Genomic DNA, 16,731 nt, shown 5'->3' on the forward strand with positions numbered 1-16,731 from the left:
CGGCTGGTGCACGTCGAGGAGCGCGCGCTCTCGTTCACCCCCCCGCTGTGCCCCGACAACCTCTTCGGCCACCTCGTCGCGACGGCCGTCCCGGGCGTCGAGGAGTGGCACGACGGCGCCTACCGCCGCACGCTCGCGCTGCCCGGCGGGCCGGGTGTGGTCGCGCTGCGGCCCGGCGCCGACGCGGTCGCCGCGACGCTGACCGTCACCGACCCCGCCGACGCCGACGCCGCGGCGCGGCTGGCCCGGCGCGTCCTCGACCTCGACGCCGACCCGGTGGCCGTCGACGCCACCCTGCGCACCGACCCGGTGCTGCGCCCGCTGGTCGACGAGGCCCCGGGCCGGCGGGTGCCCGGCGCGCCCGACCCCGACGAGTTCGCCGTCCGCGCGGTGCTCGGCCAGCAGGTCTCCACCGCCGCCGCCCGCACCCACGCCGGACGCCTCGTGCGCGGCCACGGCACGCCCCTGCCCGACGGGCTCGCCGGCCCCGGCAGCACGCTGACCCACCTCTTCCCGTCCGCGCCCGCTCTCACCGCCGTCGACCCCGACGAGCTCGGCATGCCCCGCACCCGCAAGCGCACGCTGCTGACGCTGGTGCGGGCGCTGGCCGACGGCGAGGTCGTGCTCGACCCGGGCGACGTGCCGGGCTCGCGGACGGCGCTGGCGGCCCTGCCGGGGATCGGGCCGTGGACCGTCGACTCGGTCGCCATGCGCGCGCTCGGCGATCCCGACGCCTTCCTGCCCACCGACCTCGGTGTCCGCGCCGCCGCCGAGCGCCTCGGGCTGCCGGCCCGCGACCGCGACCTCGTCGCCCGCGCCGAGACCTGGCGGCCCTACCGCGCCTACGCCACGCAGCACCTCTGGGCGGCGCTGGACCACGCCGTGAACACCATGCCAGGGTGATCGCGTGGACACGGACGACGCGCTGTGGGGCGCGCTCGACCGCGTGGCGGAGACGCCGACCCTGCTCGTGGCCTGCGCGTTCGACGGCGCGCTGGCCCCGGACGAGGGCGACCCCGACCAGGCCCGCGCCGAGCAGGTGTCGTCCGAGGCGCTCAACGTCCTCATGGCGCTGCCCGCCACCACCGTCGCCGTCGTGTCCGACCGGCCGGCCGACGAGGTCGCCGAGCTGATGTTCCTGTCCGGCTCGAAGGGCGGCGCACGCGTCGTCGCCCCGGCGGGCCTCGGCGCGCTGCGGGACGAGGTGGGCGCGACCGCGCTGGTCGCCGTGGGTGTCGCGGCCGACGGCGGCACGGGCGACGTCGTCGTGGGCGTGGGGGAGGACGGGGCCCCGGCGCCCTACGCGGTCGAGGACGTCGACGACGTCGCCGAGCTGCTCGAGGAGCTGGCGAGCCTGCGGCGCCGGCTCTCGATGTACTGACCGGAAAGGTTGGTCAAGCGGGTGATCGGGGTTGCCTGCCGATGGCGCTGTGGGGTCGGTGGTGGTTGTACTCGTGCAGCCAGCCCGGCCCAGCCCGCGGTCATGGTGCGGTGGAAGCGCTCGATCTTGCCGTTCGTCTGTGGTCGGTAGGGCCGGGTGGCGATGTCAACTGAAGTTGGCCCCGGGATGACAGTCCTCGTTGGCTCCCGCGGCGGAGGTGCTCGTGGTGCTGGGTGACGAGCCCGGCCGCTGTGCGGGAGTGGCTTGATCTCGACGGTTGTTGTCCGTCCAGCCACTGGAGTTCGCGGAAGGTGATCGTCGATGGTGGGTCGCTCGGCGCGCGGGAGCGTGCGTCGGCTCGCGGCTCGGGCCGCGGGCAAGCGTTGCTGGAAGGAGCGTGTTCTCGGTGGCGACGGGAGCCCCGGTCGATGGGTTCACCCTGAGCTTCGACCGTCTGGGATCGGTTGGTCGGCCGCCGGTGGTCCTGCTTCATGGTTGGCCCGGGGACCGGACAGACATGGCATCCGTCGCCGAGAGGCTCGGGGACGAGTTCGACGTCGTCGTGCCGGACCTGCGCGGTTTCGGCGCCTCGGACAAGCACCTCCGCGACCCCGGCGAGTACTACAGCCTGGTGGCCCAGGCCCGCAGTGTCGCGGGACTGATCGACGAGCTGGGGCTCTCCCACGTCGTGCTGGGCGGTTACGACATCGGCAGCAGGGTCGGTCAGCAGCTCGCGAAGGACAGGCCCGACCTGCTCAGCGCCATGGTCATCACGCCACCAGCTCCAGGCGTCGGGTCACGGATCCTCAGCGAGGGTCCGTTTCGCGAGTTCTGGTATCAGTCCTTCCATCATCTCGACCTGGCCGAGAAGCTCGTCGACGGGAAACCGGACGTTGTGCGGGACTATCTGGAGTACTTCTGGACGCACTGGTCCGGCCCTGACTTCATCGTGGACGCCGCCCGGCTCGAGCACCTGACGTCGGCGTATGGCCCCCCCGGCGCGTTCGTTGCTTCGATCGGGTACTACCGAGCGGCCGGAAGCGTCGTGGCGCGCTACCTGGGCGAGACGGTCCCCGACGAGAAGATCATGGTCCCCACGACGTTCCTGTGGGCCGAGCACGACCCCCTGTTCCTGCGCGCCTGGTCCGACCGCGTCGGAGAGTTCTTCGCGCAGGTCACCGTGCAGCTCGTGGACGGGGTCGGTCACTTCGTCCCGGTCGAGGCGCCCGACATCTTCGCCGGCGCCATCGTGCGAGCGAGCAAGTAGGCCCCTGACGGGTCGGTAGCCGGAGCCGTCTGAGACCGCGAAAGACGGCAGGGTCCGAAAGATTCAGATCGTGTCGTCACACGCGCTCAACCAAACGTGTCCGGTCAGTACATCGAGAAGAGCAGCGTGTCCCGGGCCTCGAGGTCGAGCAGGGTGCGCTTGCGCTCCAGGCCCCCGGCGTAGCCGGTGAGGCTGCCGTCGGCGCCGACGACACGGTGGCAGGGGACGACGATGGCCACCGGGTTGCGGGCCATCGCCCCGCCGACGCGCCGGGCCTCACCCGGACCGAGACCCACGGCCGCGGCGAGCTTCCCGTAGCTCACGGTCTCGCCGTAGCCGACCGCCGCGAGCCCGTCGAGGACGCGGCGGTCCCACGCCGGGTGCGCGGACAGGTCGACGGGCACGGTGAAGGTGCGCAGCGAGCCGTCGAGGTAGGCGTCGATCTCGCGGCGCGCGAGGTCGAGGACGTCGGCCGCGGGCTCGTCGTCGGTCTCGGGACCGGGGGAGAAGCCCAGCAGGGTGAGCCCCCGCGGCGAGGCGTCGAGGTGCAGTGGGCCGATGGCGGTGTCGTGGACGACGCTCATACCGGGAAGAACCCCGCGCGGTCCCACCGCGTGGCGCGTGTCAGCGACGTGCCGTCGCGGACGTCGAGTGTCCGCAACGGCACGTCGCTGACATCCACGCGAGCCCCTAGCCGCCGGCGAAGGGCGGCAGGACGTCGACGACGGCGCCGTCGGGCAGGACGGTGGCGCGGTCGTGCACCGCGACCTCGTCGAGCAGGAAGCTCGCGGCACCCAGCACGCGGGTCAGGGCGTCGCCGTGGTCGGCGGCGAGCGCGGTGACCAGGTCGGCGACCGTGGCGCCCTGGGGGACCGCGACGGTCTCGCTGCGCGTGCCGGCCGCGGCCTTGGCGCCGGCGAAGTAGCGGACGGTCACCGTCGCGGCGGGTGCGGTGGTCGCGCTCGTGGTGGAGGCGGGAGCGGTCATCATCCTCCGATCGCGCTCATCGGACGGTCGGGCTGCAGGAAACCGGGGTCGTCGATCCCGTGGCCGGGCTTCTTGCCCCACATGGCCACGCGCCACGCGTCGGCGATGTCGTCGTCCGAGCCGCCGCCGCGCAGCAGGCCCCGCAGGTCGTTCTCCGTGCCGGAGAACAGGCAGTTGCGGACCTGCCCGTCGGCGGTGAGGCGGGTCCGGTCGCAGTTGCCGCAGAACGGGCGGGTCACCGAGGCGATGATGCCGACCTTCGCCGGCGTCCCGTCCGGGGTGGTCCAGCCATCGACGAGGAACCGCTCGGCCGGGGCGCCGCCGCGCTCGGCGGGGTCCTCGGTGAGGGTGAAGCGGGTGCGCAGCGAGGCGAGGACCTGCTCGGCGGTGATCATGCGGTCGCGCTGCCAGGAGTGGCCGGCGTCGAGCGGCATCTGCTCGATGATGCGCAGCTCGTAGCCCTCCTCGAGGGCCCAGGCCAGCAGGTCGGGCGCCTCGTCGTCGTTGAGCCCGGGCATGAGCACCGTGTTGACCTTGATCGGGTCGAGCCCGTGCTCCCGCGCCGCGCGCAGGCCGGCGAGGACGTCGTCGAGGCGGTCGCGCCGGGTGATCTCGGTGAACCGGTCGCGCCGCAGCGTGTCGAGCGAGACGTTCACCCGGTCCAGGCCCGCGGCCGCGAGGGCGGGGGCGCGGCGGGTGAGCCCGAGCGCGTTGGTGGTCACCGACATCTCCGGGCGCGGCGACAGCGCGGCCGTGGCGGCCACGATGTCCTCGAGGCCCTTGCGCAGCAGCGGCTCGCCGCCGGTGAAGCGGATCTCCTGCACGCCCAGGCGCTCGACGGCCACGCGCACCAGGCGCACGACCTCGTCGTCGGTCAGCGCCTGCTCGCCGGGCATCCACTCCAGGCCCTCGGCGGGCATGCAGTAGGTGCAGCGCAGGTTGCAGCGGTCGGTCAGCGAGACCCGCAGGTCGGTGGCGACCCGACCCCACGAGTCGATCAACCGGGGGTCGGAGGGACGGCCCCGGGTGTCCGTGGTGGAGGTGGCGGCCCCGGGGACGGCCGGCACACCGAGGTCGAGAGCGGTCATCGCGCTCCACACTAACCGCGTCGCGGCGCTGTGGTGATCAGCATCTCTGCAGGTGGAGGGCTGTCTCCGCAGCTGCGGCGACCGCCACCCGAGATCGGGAGCACCTGCGGGACCGGGTGCGGAAAACAGTCCGATCGGAGGGGTCCCGCGACCGTGCCCGGCTAGGCTGCGGGACCCGACGCCCTCCACCGAAGGGGAGCCGTGGACTCCGCGATCGACCGCCACCTCCGGTGCCCGCGCACGCTCTCGCGGCGCGCGTCCGACGACTACCGGCCGCCGTTCCCGATCGTCGTCGCCCGCGCGCACGAGGACGTCACCCAGGTCGTCATGGCCTACCTGGGCGTCCAGTACCGCGGCGACGAGCACCGCGCCGAGGCCCGGGAGACGCTGCGGCGGATCGTCGGCCAGTTCGGGCTCGACGACGGCCCCGGCCACCACGACACGACCCACCACCGCGATGCGCAGGGCCGCGACAACCTCGTCGCCGTCGGCTACTGGCGCGACCCCGAGCGCTACCGGCGGTGGTCCGCGCGCCCGGAGGTGGCCGGCTGGTGGGACGCCGACGAGCGCCTGCGCGCGGGCGTCGGGGTCTTCCGCGAGGTCGTCATGCCGCGGGTCGACGGGTTCGAGACCCTCTACCCCTTCACCGACGGGCTGCCGGGCGTCGGCGCGGTCCTCGACGGCGTGAGCGACGAGGTCCAGGAGCACGCCTACTGGGGCGCGATGCGCGACCGGATCCCCCGCTCGCAGACCGACCGCATGACCGGCTCCGGCGAGCTCGAGGTCCGCGGCGACCCGGCCGGGCGGGCCGTCGTCGTCGGGCACGACGACGTGGCGCTGATCCGGTCGGGGCAGGACTGGTCGGGGACCGAGCCCGGGGAGCGCGAGCTCTACCTCGAGGAGGTCGAGCCCGAGCTCCGGGAGGCCATGGACTTCCTGCGCGACCGCGGCGAGCGCCTCGGCTGCTACAGCAACCGCTACGTGCGCAACGTCCACCTCGACGGCCGGCCGCTCGACGCGACCTACGCCATCAGCCACTGGCGCTCGCTCGACCGGCTCGAGCGCTGGGCCGAGTCGCACCCGACCCACCTCAGCCTGTTCGTCGCCTACGTCCGCCGCGCCAAGCGGCTGCCCCGGCTGCGGCTCTACCACGAGGTCTCCGTGGTCGGCGCCGACGACCAGTCCTACGAGTACGTCAACTGCCACCCGGCGACGGGTCTGCTGCGCGACGCGCGACGTCCCGACTGAGCCCTCACGGCGAGGGCGGCAGCAGCCCCTGGACGGCGGCGCGGGCGAGGGACCGGGCGGTGACGGTGTCGTCGGTGTCGGTGTCGGTGTCGTCGGCGGCGGTGGCCGGCGCGCCCCGGAAGGCGGTGAGGAACGCGGTCATCTGGCAGGCGCCGAGCAGGAGGGTCGCCGACGCCCGGGTGTCGCTCGTGGCGCGCACCCGGCCCGCGTCGGCCTCGGCGGCGAGGTAGGCCGCGAGCCCGTCGAGCGGCAGGTGCGGGCCGGTGCCCAGCCGGTCGAGGGCCGCACGGTGGGCGGCGAGGACGGCGGGGTCGGAGAACAGCGAGGCCGCGATCGGGAAGGTCTCGCGGTAGAACGCGAGCGCCTCGGCCGCGACCTCCGCCAGGGTCGCCTCGACCTCCCCGGTCCCGACGCGGGCGGGCAGCCCGTCGAGGACCGCCCCGAGCCGCGACGGCACCCGCTCCACCAGCACCGCCACGAACAGCGCGGTCTTGTCCTCGAAGTGCTTGTAGAGCGCCGCCTCCGAGAACCCGGCCTCGCGCGCGATCTCCTTGGTCGTGGTGCGGGCGACCCCCCGCGCGCGCATGACGGCCAGGGCCGCGTCGAGCATGCGGTCGCGCGTCGTGCTGCTTGACCGGGGCGGGGACACGCCGCCATCCTAGGTTGGTGAGCACTCACTAACCAGGGAGCGACCATGCGGCTCGTCGTGCTGGGGGCGTCCGGGCGGACCGGGCGCGAGGTCGTCACGCAGGCGCTCGCGGCGGGCGACGAGGTCGTGGCCGTGGCCCGGCCGGGATCGGACGTGCCCGAGGGCGCGACGGTCGTGCGCCTGGGGTTCCACGACGCGGACGCGGCCGACCTGCTCGACGGAGCGGTCCGTGGGGCCGGTGCCGTGGTCTCGGCGCTCGGCGCTCGGCGGCCGGGGGCGCGCGCCCACCACCGTCTGCACCGACGGCGTCACCGCGGCGATCGGCGCGATGCAGCGCACCGGGGTGCGCCGGCTCCTCGTCGTCAGCGCCGCGGTGCTGCCGGGCGAGGGCGACGACCTCGCGGTGCGCGTGCTGGTCAAGCCGATCCTGCAGCGGGTGTTCCGCCACCCCTACGCCGACATGGCGCGGATGGAGGAGGTGGTCCGGGCGAGCGACCGTGACTGGACGATCGTTCGCCCGCCGCGCCTGCTCGACGGGCCCGGCGCCGGCCGGCCCCGCCGCGCCCTCGACCGCCACGTCGCCGGCGGGCACCGCCTCGCCCGCGCCGACCTGGCCGCGGAGCTGCTGCGGCTCGCGCGCGAGGACGACGTCGTCGGGCACCTCGTCGCCGTCGCGGACTGAGCGCGCTGGGCCGCGACCACCGGACGGGTGACACGCCGGGCGCGCGCTTCCCCTGGTCGCGCGCCGACCGGCACTACGGTCGGCAGCCATGTCCACCGGTCGGCGCCGTCTGGGCGGGCTGCTGCCGACGGTGCTGGTGGTGGTGCTGCTCGCCGGTGCCATGACGGTCGTGGTCCTGCTGCGCGCGCCCGGGCTCGTGCGGGCCCCGGCGGCCGACGTCGTGCCGGTGGTGCGCGCCGACGTCGTCACCGAGGTCCGCGCGCCCGGCGCCGTCCGCACCGCCGGCGAGGCCGACGTGTCCTTCGACGTCGACGGCACGGTGACGAGCGTCGACGTCACCCCGGGCTCGGTGGTCGTGGCCGGCGACGTGCTCGCGACCCTCGACGACGCCACCGCGCGCGCCCGCGTCGTCGCCGCCCAGACCGCGGTCGCGAACGGTGCGAACGACCTCGCCGCCGCCCGCAACGCCGTGCCGCCCGACCCGCTGCTGCAGAGCCGGTTGGAGACGACGGCCGCCCGCGACCGGATGGAGCTGGCCGAGGCGAACCGGGTGCTCGCGGGCACGGTCCTGCGGGCTCCGCGCGACGGGACCGTGACGGCGGTCGCGGGGCAGGTCGGCGACCGCGTCGTCGCCGGCGCGCCCACCCCCGACGACGCGCCGAGCCGCCGGCCCTTCGTGCGCCTGGCCGACCTCGGCGCGCTGGTGGTGCGGGCCGCCGTCCCGCCGCGGGACGTCGCCCGCGTGGCCGCCGGGCAGTCGGCGTCGGCGAGCGTCGACGGGGTCGGCGAGCCGGTGTTCGGCGAGGTCGTCGGCGTCGAGCCCGCGCCCGGGCCCGACGGTGCCTACGGCGTCACGGTCGCCGCGCCCGTCCCGCCCCCGACGCTGCGGGTCGGGCAGGTGGCCGACGTGCGGGTGCTCGTGGAGCGCGCGATCGGCGTCGTCGTCGTGCCGCCCGCCGCGGTGCGGCGCACGGGCCCGGACCGCGGCACGGTCCTCGTGCGCCCCCAGGACGGGCGCAGCCCCGACCGCGTCGTCGCGGTGACGACGGGCCTCGCCGACGCGGTGTCGGTGGAGATCCGCGACGGGCTGCGGGCCGGTGACCGCGTCCTCGTGCCCCGCGACGCGGGACCGCGGCCGTGAGCCGCCCCGACGACTGGGAGACCGATCCCGGGTACGACGACTCCGCGTTCGACGAGCCGCCCGAGGAGCCGGCGCCCCTGCGGGAGCGGCCCCGCCCGCGGCGCTGGGTGATCGGGCTGGCGCTGCTCACGGTGTTCGTGCTGGGCGTGGTCGGGGGCGTGCTCGCGGACCGCTACCTCGCCGTCGGCTGCCCGTCCTGCCCGCCGCCGGCCGGGGTGGGCGTGCCGCTCGTGGGCACGCTCGAGAGCAACACCGACGGCGTGCTGGCCGTCCGCACCCCCGACGGCCGGCTCGTGGCGCTGCGGACGTCACCGGCGACCCGCGTCGTCGGGCAGGAGCCGCGCCCGGGTCCGGTCGGCGCGCTGCCGCGGGGAACGCGCGTGACCCTGCTCGGCGTCCCGGACCTCGACGGCGTGCTGACGGTGGAGTCGGTGGGCGTGCCGGGCTGAGGCCCGGGGTCGGGGGTCAGCGGTCAGGGCCAGCGTCAGAAGGCCCGGCCGAGCCAGGCGAGCAGGTCGGCGCCCCACCACGACTCCGGCGCCGCCGCCGCGGGGATCGGCCGCGCCGGCGGCAGGTCGGCGGTCGGCAGCGGCACGCCGGGCACCAGCGCGGCGGGCGGGAGCGGCACACCGGGCACCAGCGCGGCGGGCGGGACCACGGGCGTCGTGGTGGTCGTGGTGGTGGTCGTCGAGCTCGTGGGCCCGGTGTCCGGCTCGGTGGTGCCGGGCTCGGTGGTGTCGGGCTCGGTGGTGTCGGGCTCGGTCGTCGTGGTGGTCGTGGTCGCCGGCGTCGTGGTGGTGGGCCGGGGCGTGGTCGTGGGGCGGGGCGTGGTCGTGGGCCGGGGCCTCGTGGTGACGGGCCGGGGCCTGGGCGTCGTGGGCTCGACCGTGGTGGTCGTGGTGGTCGGCTCGGTGGTGGTCGGCTCGGTGGTGGTCGGTGGGGCCGTGGTCGTGGTCGTCGTGGGCGCGGCCGTGGTCGTGGTCGTCGTGGGCGCGGCCGTGGTCGTGGTCGTGGTCGTGCTGGTGGTCGGGCTCGTGCTCGTCGGCGCGGTGACGGTCGCGGTCTCGGTGCGGGTCCGGGTCTCGGTGCGGGTCTCGGTGCGGGTGGCCGTGGTCGGCGGGACGGCGGTGGTGGTCAGCCAGAGCCCGCGCAGCACCGGGCCCGCGCCGGCGTCCTCCCGACGCAGCAGCACGCGGACGGCGATCTCGGTGCTCGGGCCGCCGAGGCGCGCGGCGCCCTCGCGGGGCACGGTGACCCACGCGCCCCAGGCCCCGTCGCCGCGCAGCCCGCGGGCCTCGACGACGAGGGAGCTGCCGGCGGGCACGTCGGCGGACGGGACCCCGCGCACGGAGTCGACGACGCCCGCGGTCCGGCGGGGCGCGAGCACCAGCTCGCCGGAGCCCACGCCCGCACCCGTGAGGCGGATGGCGCCCGCGTCGAGCACGACACCGCGGTCGTCGCCGCCCTCGATCGCGAGCTCGGCGCCCCAGCTCTCGGTGCGTGGCACCGGGTCGGTGGCGGCCCCGGCGGGCACGGCGAGGACCAGGGCCAGCCCCAGCGAGCCGGCCGCGACCGCGAGCGCGCCGTGGCGGAACGGGTCAGCAGGACGGGACATCGCGCGCCTCCACCTGGTCGGCCGGGACGAACTGGGCGGGTCCGAGGCGCAGCCACCGGGCGCCGGCGCCGGTGCGGCCGGCGGCGGTGTCCACCGCGCAGTCGTAGGACACCCGCGCGTGCGGGGCGACGCTGCCGACGACGGCCGCGTCGGGGGCCGGTGCGGCGCGGACGTCGAGGCGGGCCTCGCGGTCGCGGGCGGGGGCCGAGGGGCCGGTGCCGGTCCAGAGGTAGGTGACCGTCACCCAGGCGTTGTCGCGCAGCCCGAGGTCGTCGCGGAACGTGCCGTCGGCGAGGTCGATGCCCGCCGGGTTGCGCACGCGGCGCCCGGAGCCGTCGCGGCCGCCGCGGTAGCCGTCGGTGAACGCCGCCTCGGCCTGCGGGCGCCCGCGGGGCAGGTCGCCGAACGCCTGGCGCTGCGGGCCCTCGCTCCAGTAGTCGTCGGTGGTGTTCCAGGGGCCGACGTCCCAGACGGGCGCCCAGGTGCAGCGGGTCTCCGTCGCACAGACGCGCACGGTGTAGTCGCCGGACTCCTGCGGCGCGAGGCTGCGCCGCGAGGGCAGGGCGACGAACCGGTCGTCGCGCTCCACCTCGTGGCCGTTGGCGGTGTCGTTGCCGACGAGGCCGATGCGGGTGGCGAAGACGCGGCTGGTCAGCGGCGTCGTCGGGCGCGGGACGCCGAGGCCGAGCGGGGCCCGGTCGGCGGTGAGCCACAGGCGGCGCAGGGCGGGCCCGGTGCCGTCGGGGGCGGCGACGAGGGTGACGCGCACCTGCACCTCGAACGTCGGCTCGTCGAGGCGTGCGGGGCTGTCGGGGCGGGCCTCGCGCCACTCGCTCCACGTGCCGTCGTCGCGGATGCCGCGCACCGCCACCACGACCTCCGCGCCGGCCGGGACGTCGGCGGTGACGTCGGCCGCGACCCGGTCGGTGATCGCGGCGGGCCGCCGGGGCGGGAGCAGGAGCGTGCCCTCGGCGGGGACCGGTCCGGCGCTGGTGGGCCGCGGGGCGAGGTCGCGCAGCCGCACCGCGTCACCGGACGCCACGACGTTCCCGTCGTCGCCGCCGGTCACCGCCAGCTCGGCCGACCACGACTCGGCCGCGGGCAGCGCCGCGGCGGGCGGCGCCGTGACGACCGCGGCGAGGACCGACGCGACCACCGCCCCCACCGCGACGGCGGCACCCAACGCGCAGCGAGGGCCGCGCGTCGGGATCGGCCGCGTCGCGCCGTGTCCGGTCCGGCCGTCCGCCATCGGCGCTCCTCGCGGGTCGGGTCCTCGGGTCGTTCGAGGACGTCGCGGGACATGCAAGGTCGTGGACTCTCCGTCGACAAGTGAAACGCCTGTCGACGCATGTGGGTGATACCCGGCCGGGCGACTTACAGCACTGTCATTTCGGTGATCGTCGCGCCGCGCGTCGTGTCGTCGGAGATCACCCCGATGAGGTACCTCTACCCGGGTGCGCGAGGACGGGGGGTCCGTGGAGACGTGCGTCGTCCATGACGAGCGTCCGCAGGCACGCCGCCGGCTGCGGCTGCTCGTCGACTCCGTCGCGGGCCCCGACGCCGTGGCCGTCGCGCGGGACGTCGACGACCTCATGGCGCACCTCGCGGCGACCCCGGGCGCGATCGCGGTGCTCGGGCTGGCCGAGACCGAGCCGACCGGGCTCGCCGCCGTGCGTCGCGTGCTCGCCGAGTCGCCGGCCACCGGTGTCCTCGTCGCGGGGTCGGCGGGCGCGCACGCACCCGCCCAGCAGGCGGTCGCCGAGGGCGCGGCGGGGTTCCTGCGCTGGGACGCGCCGCGGGCGATGATCCGCACGCTCGTGCGCAGCACCGCGGCCACCGCGGCCGGCGAGGACCTGGTGCCCCGCCCCGCGGCGCCCGCCGACGGCCCGATGGTCGGCGCGCGGTCCGACGGCCTGCACGACGTCGTGGTCGACCTCCAGGCCCAGCGGCGCCTGGAGCTGTCGGTGCGCGAGGTGCAGGTGCTCATCGGCGTCAGCCGCGGGCTGACCAACGCCGACATCGGCCGGCGGCTCTACCTCTCCGACCACACGGTGAAGTCCCACACCGGGCACCTGTTCCGCAAGCTCGGCGCGAGCGACCGGGCGCAGGCGGTCAGCCACGCCTGGCGCCTCGGGCTCTTCGTCCCCGCGCCCGCCCGGTGCGCTCCGCGCAGGTGAGCAGAAAGAAGTGCTCCAGCACTTCTTTCTGCTCACGAGCGCGTCAGCGCACCGGCCTCATCCGTGTGCCTTGAGCTCCTGGCGGGCGACGGAGCGCAGGTGCACCTCGTCCGGGCCGTCGGCGAGGCGCAGCGCGCGGGCCCAGGCGTAGGCGTAGGCGAGCGGGAAGTCGTCGGAGACCCCGCCGCCGCCGTGGATCTGGATCGCGCGGTCGATGACGTCGCACGCCATCCGCGGGCACACGACCTTGATCGCCGCGATCTCCGTGGCCGCGCCGCGCGAGCCCACGTTGTCGATCAGCCAGGCCGTCTTGAGCACGAGCAGGCGGGCCTGCTCGATGGCGATGCGGCTCTCGGCGATCTGCTCGCGGACGACGCCCTGCTCGCCGAGCGTCTTGCCGAAGGCGACGCGGTCGTTGGCGCGGCGCACCATCGCGTCCACGGCGCGCTCGGCCATGCCGATGAGGCGCATGCAGTGGTGGATGCGACCCGGGCCCAGGCGCGCCTGGGCGATGGCGAAGCCGCCGCCCTCCTCGCCGAGCAGGTTGGACGCGGGCACCCGGACCTGGTTGAGCTCGATCTCGCAGTGCCCGTGCTGGTCCTGGTAGCCGAAGACCGGCAGCGGGCGGGTGATCGTCAGGCCGGGGGCGTCGCGGGGGACGAGCACCATCGACTGCTGGCGGTGCGTCGCCGCGTCCGGGTCGGTCTTGCCCATGACGATGAAGACCTGGCAGCGCGGGTCGGCCGCGCCGGAGATCCACCACTTCTTACCGGTGATGACGTACTCGTCACCCTCGCGCCGGATCGAGGTGGTGATGTTGGTGGCGTCCGACGACGCGACGGCCGGCTCGGTCATCGCGAACGCCGAGCGAATCTCACCGGCGAGCAGGGGCTCGAGCCACTGCTGCTTCTGCTCGGTGGTGCCGAACAGGTGCAGGGTCTCCATGTTGCCGGTGTCGGGCGCCTGGCAGTTGATCGCCTCGGGCGCGATCACCGGCGACCAGCCCGACACCTCGGCGACCGGCGCGTACTCGAGGTTCGACAGCCCGGAGACGTCCGGGAGGAACAGGTTCCACAGCCCGCGCCGGCGCGCCTCGCTCTTGAGCTCCTCCATCACCGGCGGCAGGTCGTGCTCGGCGGGCGTCCCGCGCCGCTCCTCGCGCCAGGCGTCGTAGACCTTCTCGGCGGGCAGGACCGCTTCGTCGAGGAAAGCTCGCATGCGGTCGGTGTAGTCCTGGGCCGCGGCGCTGGGTGCGAAGTCCACGCCCGCACCTTCCCACCGCGTCGCCGCCCCGGCGAGCCCTGACCGCCGTGACCGATCTCCGGACCTGCGGAGCAGCTGGGGCTGTACTGGCGCAGGCTCGGGCCTAGACTGCCCGCCGTGACGCACTTCCGGATCGCCGAGGCCGCACGGCTGCTCGGGGTCAGCGACGACACGGTGCGCCGGTGGACCGACGGCGGCTCGCTGCCGGTGTCCACCGACGCCAGCGGACGCAAGGTCATCGCCGGCGCCGACCTCGCCGCCTTCGCGCGCGCCCAGGCCCACGCCACCCCCGACCCGTCCGGGGTGGGCCGCTCCGCGCGCAACCGCTTCGTCGGCCTCGTGACCTCGATCAGCAGCGACAAGGTGATGTCGCAGGTCGAGATGCAGTGCGGGCCGCACCGCGTGGTGTCGCTGATGAGCACCGAGGCCGTCGAGGAGCTCGGGCTCGAGGTCGGCTCGCTGGCGGTCTCGATCGTCAAGGCGTCGCAGATCATCGTCGAGACCCCCGGCGGCATGGCGTGAGCGGCGCCCGCAGGCTCGTCGTGACGGCCCTGGCCGCCGCGCTCGCGCTGACCGTCACCGGGTGCGGATCGTCCGATGGGGAACAACAGCCCACCCGCACGCTCACCGTCTCCGCGGCCGCGTCGCTGACCGACGTCTACGACGGGCTCAAGCCGCGGTTCGAGCAGGCCAACCCGGGCACCACCGTGGTGTTCAACTTCGGCGGCTCGGACACGCTCTCCCAGCAGGTCGTGCAGGGGGCACCCGCCGACGTGCTGGCCACCGCCAGCACCCGCACGATGCAGACCGCGCAGCAGGCCGGGCGCATCGCCGGCGAGCCGGTCACCTACGCCACCAACAGGCTCCAGATCGCCGTGCAGCCCGGCAACCCGAAGCAGGTCACCGGCCTGCCGTCCCTGGTCGGGCCGCAGGTCACCGAGTCGGTGTGCGCGCCCGCCGTCCCGTGCGGCGCCGCGACCGAGGCCGCCGAGCGCGCCGCGGGCGTCACGCTCGACCCGGTCAGCGAGGAGCAGGACGTCCGCTCGGTGCTCCAGCGCGTGCAGACCCGCAACGTCGACGCCGGCCTCGTCTACGTCACCGACGTGCGGGCCGCGGGCGGTCAGGTCCAGGGCGTCGACTTCCCGGAGGCCACGGCGCCGGGCGCGGCGCAGAACTACCTCGTCGGCGCGGTCGTCGGCGGTCAGGCCGACCTCGCGGACGCGTGGATCCGCTTCGTCACGGGCCCCCAGGGCGACGCGGCCCTGCAGCAGGCCGGGTTCACGCTCCGGTGATGCGCACCCGCCGGGGCGGCGCGACCACGCTCGCGCTGCCCTGGCCGGTGTGGGTGCCGGCGGTGGTGGGGTTCGGGCTCATCGCGGTGCCCGTGGCCGGGCTCGTGCTGCGGACGAACTGGGCCGACTTCGGCGCGCTGATCACCACCCCCGCCGCGCTCGACGCCCTGTGGCTCTCGCTGCAGACGGGGCTGGTGTCGACGGCGCTGTGCCTGCTGCTCGGGACGCCGCTCGCGCTCGTGCTGGCGCGCTCGGACCTGCCGGGGCTGGCGGTGCTGCGCTCGATCGTGCTGCTGCCGCTGGTCCTGCCGCCGGTGGTCGGCGGGCTCACGCTGCTGTTCCTGCTCGGGCGGACGGGGCCGATCGGGCAGCTGCTCGACGCGTGGTTCGGGATCACGGTGCCGTTCTCCACCGAGGCCGTCGTCCTCGCGCAGACCTTCGTCGCCATGCCCTTCCTCGTCGTCAGCCTGGAGGGCGCGCTGCGGACGGCCGGCGAGCGCTACGAGGTCGTCGCCGCGACCCTCGGCGCGCCGCCGCTGACCGCGCTGCGGCGGGTGACGCTGCCGGTCGTGCTGCCGGGGCTGGTGTCGGGGTCGGTGCTGGCGTTCGCCCGCGCGCTCGGCGAGTTCGGCGCGACGATCGCCTTCGCCGGCAACCTCCAGGGCACCACCCAGACCCTGCCGTTGCTGATCTACATCCAGTCGCAGAACGACCTCGACGGCGCGGTGGCCATGTCGCTGGTGCTCGTGGTCGTCGCCGTCCTCGTCATCGTCGCCACCCGCACCCGCGACGTCTCGGGCGTGCGGTGACCGCGCTCGAGGCCCGGGTGACGACCCGGCGCGGCGGGTTCACCCTCGACGTCGCGGTCGAGGTCGCGCCCGGCGAGGTGGTCGCGGTGCTCGGGGCGAACGGGTCGGGCAAGTCGACGCTGCTCGGGACGCTCGCGGGCCTCCACGCCCCCGAGCACGCGCGGATCACGCTCGGCGGGCGGGTGCTCACCGACACCGCGGCGCGGTTCGCGGTGCCCGCCCACCGGCGCCGGGTGGGGCTGCTCAGCCAGCAGGCGCTGCTCTTCCCGCACCTGACCGCCCGCGACAACGTCGCCTTCGGCCCCCGCTGCGCCGGCCGGGGACGACGGGCGGCGCGCGCGGCGGCAGAGGAGCGGCTCGCCGACGTCGGCCTCGGTGAGCTCGCCGAACGCCGCCCCTCGGAGCTCTCGGGCGGGCAGGCGCAGCGGGTGGCGATCGCCCGCGCGCTCGCCGTCGAGCCCGAGCTGCTGCTGCTCGACGAGCCCTTCGCCGCGCTCGACGTCGACGCCGCGCCGGCCGTGCGCTCGGTGCTGCGCCGGGTCGTGCGGCAGACGGGGCAGACGACGCTGCTGGTCACACACGACGTGGTCGACGCCGTGGTGCTCGCCGACCGCCTCGTGGTGCTGGCCGACGGCGCGGTGGTCGAGGAGGGCCCGACGGCGGAGGTGCTGGCGCGCCCGCGCTCGGCGTTCGCGGCGCGGGTCGCGGGGCTGGACCTCGTCGGGGGCGCGGCGTCGGCCGCCGGGCTGACGACGCCCGAGGGCGCCACGGTGCACGGGCGCGCCTCCGAGGAGCTCGCGGACGGCGAGCCGGCGGTCGCGGTGTTCCCGCCGAGCGCGGTCGCGGTGCACCGCAAGCACCCCGAGGGCAGCCCCCGCAACGTGCTGCCGGTGCGCCTCGCGGCCCTCGAGCCGCGCGGCGAGGTGGTGCGCCTGCGCGCGGCGGCGGCGCCGGGCGGTCCGGGGTGGGTCGAGGGCCTCGCCGCCGACGTCACCCCGGCCGCCGTCGCCGAGCTGGGCGTGGAGCCGGGCGACGAGCTGTGGTTCGCGGTCAAGGCCACCGAGGTCGCCGTGCACCCCCGCCGCCGCTAGGTGCGCTCCGCGCTCGTGAGCAGAAAGAAGTGCTCCGGCAC

General features: G+C 75.8%; 19 protein-coding genes and 2 pseudogenes. 13 read left to right on the plus strand and 8 right to left on the minus strand.

Annotation, left to right across the window (positions count from 1 at the left end; genetic code table 11):
* Nucleotides 1-6: 6 nt before the first annotated feature.
* Both PH190_RS06380 and PH190_RS06385 read left to right on the plus strand, forming a co-directional pair.
* Nucleotides 7-903, plus strand: coding sequence for a DNA-3-methyladenine glycosylase family protein (locus tag PH190_RS06380; RefSeq protein ID WP_274230645.1), 897 nt, complete (start codon nucleotides 7-9; stop codon nucleotides 901-903).
* A 4-nt stretch (nucleotides 904-907) separates the two neighbouring features.
* Nucleotides 908-1,381 carry an HAD family hydrolase gene (locus PH190_RS06385; RefSeq protein WP_274230646.1) on the plus strand — a complete coding sequence of 158 codons (474 nt, stop codon included), beginning with the start codon at nucleotides 908-910 and terminating at the stop codon, nucleotides 1,379-1,381.
* Here the strand turns inward: PH190_RS06385 and PH190_RS06390 are convergent.
* Nucleotides 1,375-1,539 (minus strand): annotated as a pseudogene (locus PH190_RS06390) (IS481 family transposase); the annotation flags it as partial. The gene PH190_RS06385 and the pseudogene PH190_RS06390 overlap by 7 nt on opposite strands.
* Nucleotides 1,540-1,787: 248 nt before the next feature.
* On the opposite strand from PH190_RS06390, the gene PH190_RS06395 reads away from it, so the two are divergent.
* Nucleotides 1,788-2,648, plus strand: a complete 861-nt coding sequence (locus PH190_RS06395; RefSeq protein WP_274230647.1) for an alpha/beta fold hydrolase — start codon at nucleotides 1,788-1,790, stop codon at nucleotides 2,646-2,648.
* Between the two features lie 104 nt (nucleotides 2,649-2,752).
* On the opposite strand, the gene PH190_RS06400 is transcribed toward PH190_RS06395, so the two are convergent.
* The 3 genes from PH190_RS06400 to moaA form a co-directional block, all read right to left on the minus strand.
* Nucleotides 2,753-3,232 (minus strand): methylated-DNA--[protein]-cysteine S-methyltransferase, encoded by a 480-nt coding sequence (locus tag PH190_RS06400; protein ID WP_274230648.1) that lies wholly within the window; start codon nucleotides 3,230-3,232, stop codon nucleotides 2,753-2,755.
* A gap of 106 nt (nucleotides 3,233-3,338) precedes the next feature.
* Nucleotides 3,339-3,638 (minus strand): MoaD/ThiS family protein, encoded by a 300-nt coding sequence (locus PH190_RS06405; RefSeq protein WP_274230649.1) that lies wholly within the window; start codon nucleotides 3,636-3,638, stop codon nucleotides 3,339-3,341.
* The gene (gene moaA / locus PH190_RS06410; RefSeq protein ID WP_274230650.1) at nucleotides 3,635-4,723 is read right to left on the minus strand and encodes a GTP 3',8-cyclase MoaA; all 1,089 of its coding nucleotides are present in this window, start codon (nucleotides 4,721-4,723) and stop codon (nucleotides 3,635-3,637) included. The genes PH190_RS06405 and moaA overlap by 4 nt, the downstream gene beginning before the upstream one ends.
* 201 nt (nucleotides 4,724-4,924) lie before the next feature.
* Here moaA and oxdA point away from each other — a divergent pair, with 201 nt between their 5' ends.
* Nucleotides 4,925-5,971 (plus strand): aliphatic aldoxime dehydratase, encoded by a 1,047-nt coding sequence (gene oxdA / locus PH190_RS06415; protein ID WP_274230651.1) that lies wholly within the window; start codon nucleotides 4,925-4,927, stop codon nucleotides 5,969-5,971.
* Between the two features lie 4 nt (nucleotides 5,972-5,975).
* Here oxdA and PH190_RS06420 read toward each other — a convergent pair whose 3' ends face one another.
* Nucleotides 5,976-6,620, minus strand: a complete 645-nt coding sequence (locus tag PH190_RS06420; RefSeq protein ID WP_274230652.1) for a TetR/AcrR family transcriptional regulator — start codon at nucleotides 6,618-6,620, stop codon at nucleotides 5,976-5,978.
* 45 nt (nucleotides 6,621-6,665) lie between these two features.
* Between PH190_RS06420 and PH190_RS06425 the strand changes: the two are divergent.
* The 4 genes and pseudogenes from PH190_RS06425 to PH190_RS06440 all read left to right on the plus strand — a co-directional run.
* Nucleotides 6,666-6,809, plus strand: a pseudogene (locus tag PH190_RS06425) (NADH-flavin reductase); the annotation flags it as partial.
* 40 nt (nucleotides 6,810-6,849) lie between these two features.
* Nucleotides 6,850-7,302, plus strand: a complete 453-nt coding sequence (locus PH190_RS06430) for an NAD(P)-dependent oxidoreductase (RefSeq protein ID WP_274230653.1) — start codon at nucleotides 6,850-6,852, stop codon at nucleotides 7,300-7,302.
* Nucleotides 7,303-7,390: 88 nt separating this feature from the next.
* Nucleotides 7,391-8,443, plus strand: a complete 1,053-nt coding sequence (locus PH190_RS06435; RefSeq protein ID WP_274230654.1) for an efflux RND transporter periplasmic adaptor subunit — start codon at nucleotides 7,391-7,393, stop codon at nucleotides 8,441-8,443.
* Nucleotides 8,440-8,892, plus strand: coding sequence for a hypothetical protein (locus tag PH190_RS06440; RefSeq protein ID WP_274230655.1), 453 nt, complete (start codon nucleotides 8,440-8,442; stop codon nucleotides 8,890-8,892). Before PH190_RS06435 ends, PH190_RS06440 begins: the two co-directional genes overlap by 4 nt.
* A 35-nt stretch (nucleotides 8,893-8,927) precedes the next feature.
* Here the strand turns inward: PH190_RS06440 and PH190_RS06445 are convergent, their stop codons facing one another.
* Entirely contained in the window at nucleotides 8,928-10,058 is a 1,131-nt protein-coding gene (locus PH190_RS06445; protein WP_274230656.1) for a hypothetical protein, read from the minus strand.
* Nucleotides 10,042-11,307: a hypothetical protein gene (locus PH190_RS06450; RefSeq protein WP_274230657.1), complete on the minus strand. Its 1,266-nt coding sequence runs from the start codon at nucleotides 11,305-11,307 to the stop codon at nucleotides 10,042-10,044. The genes PH190_RS06445 and PH190_RS06450 overlap by 17 nt, the downstream gene beginning before the upstream one ends.
* A gap of 226 nt (nucleotides 11,308-11,533) precedes the next feature.
* On the opposite strand from PH190_RS06450, the gene PH190_RS06455 reads away from it, so the two are divergent.
* Nucleotides 11,534-12,235 carry a response regulator transcription factor gene (locus PH190_RS06455; RefSeq protein ID WP_274230658.1) on the plus strand — a complete coding sequence of 234 codons (702 nt, stop codon included), beginning with the start codon at nucleotides 11,534-11,536 and terminating at the stop codon, nucleotides 12,233-12,235.
* A gap of 57 nt (nucleotides 12,236-12,292) precedes the next feature.
* On the opposite strand, the gene PH190_RS06460 is transcribed toward PH190_RS06455, so the two are convergent.
* The gene (locus PH190_RS06460; protein ID WP_274230659.1) at nucleotides 12,293-13,498 is read right to left on the minus strand and encodes an acyl-CoA dehydrogenase family protein; all 1,206 of its coding nucleotides are present in this window, start codon (nucleotides 13,496-13,498) and stop codon (nucleotides 12,293-12,295) included.
* A 117-nt stretch (nucleotides 13,499-13,615) separates the two neighbouring features.
* On the opposite strand from PH190_RS06460, the gene PH190_RS06465 reads away from it, so the two are divergent.
* From PH190_RS06465 to PH190_RS06480, 4 genes are read left to right on the plus strand one after another with little or no spacing between them, the layout of a single operon-like run.
* A complete protein-coding gene (locus PH190_RS06465) occupies nucleotides 13,616-14,020 on the plus strand; it encodes a TOBE domain-containing protein (protein ID WP_274230660.1) in 405 nt (134 codons plus the stop codon).
* Nucleotides 14,021-14,040: 20 nt separating this feature from the next.
* A complete protein-coding gene (gene modA / locus PH190_RS06470; protein ID WP_274230661.1) occupies nucleotides 14,041-14,790 on the plus strand; it encodes a molybdate ABC transporter substrate-binding protein in 750 nt (249 codons plus the stop codon).
* Nucleotides 14,790-15,599 (plus strand): ABC transporter permease, encoded by an 810-nt coding sequence (locus PH190_RS06475; protein WP_274230662.1) that lies wholly within the window; start codon nucleotides 14,790-14,792, stop codon nucleotides 15,597-15,599. The genes modA and PH190_RS06475 overlap by 1 nt, the downstream gene beginning before the upstream one ends.
* On the plus strand, nucleotides 15,596-16,690 hold the full coding sequence (locus PH190_RS06480; RefSeq protein WP_274230663.1) for a sulfate/molybdate ABC transporter ATP-binding protein: 1,095 nt from the start codon (nucleotides 15,596-15,598) through the stop codon (nucleotides 16,688-16,690). The genes PH190_RS06475 and PH190_RS06480 overlap by 4 nt, the downstream gene beginning before the upstream one ends.
* The last annotated feature ends 41 nt before the right edge of the window (nucleotides 16,691-16,731 follow it).

The sequence above is a fragment of the Actinomycetospora straminea genome, assembly GCF_028737255.1.
Classification (GTDB): Bacteria; Actinomycetota; Actinomycetes; order Mycobacteriales; family Pseudonocardiaceae; genus Actinomycetospora; species Actinomycetospora straminea.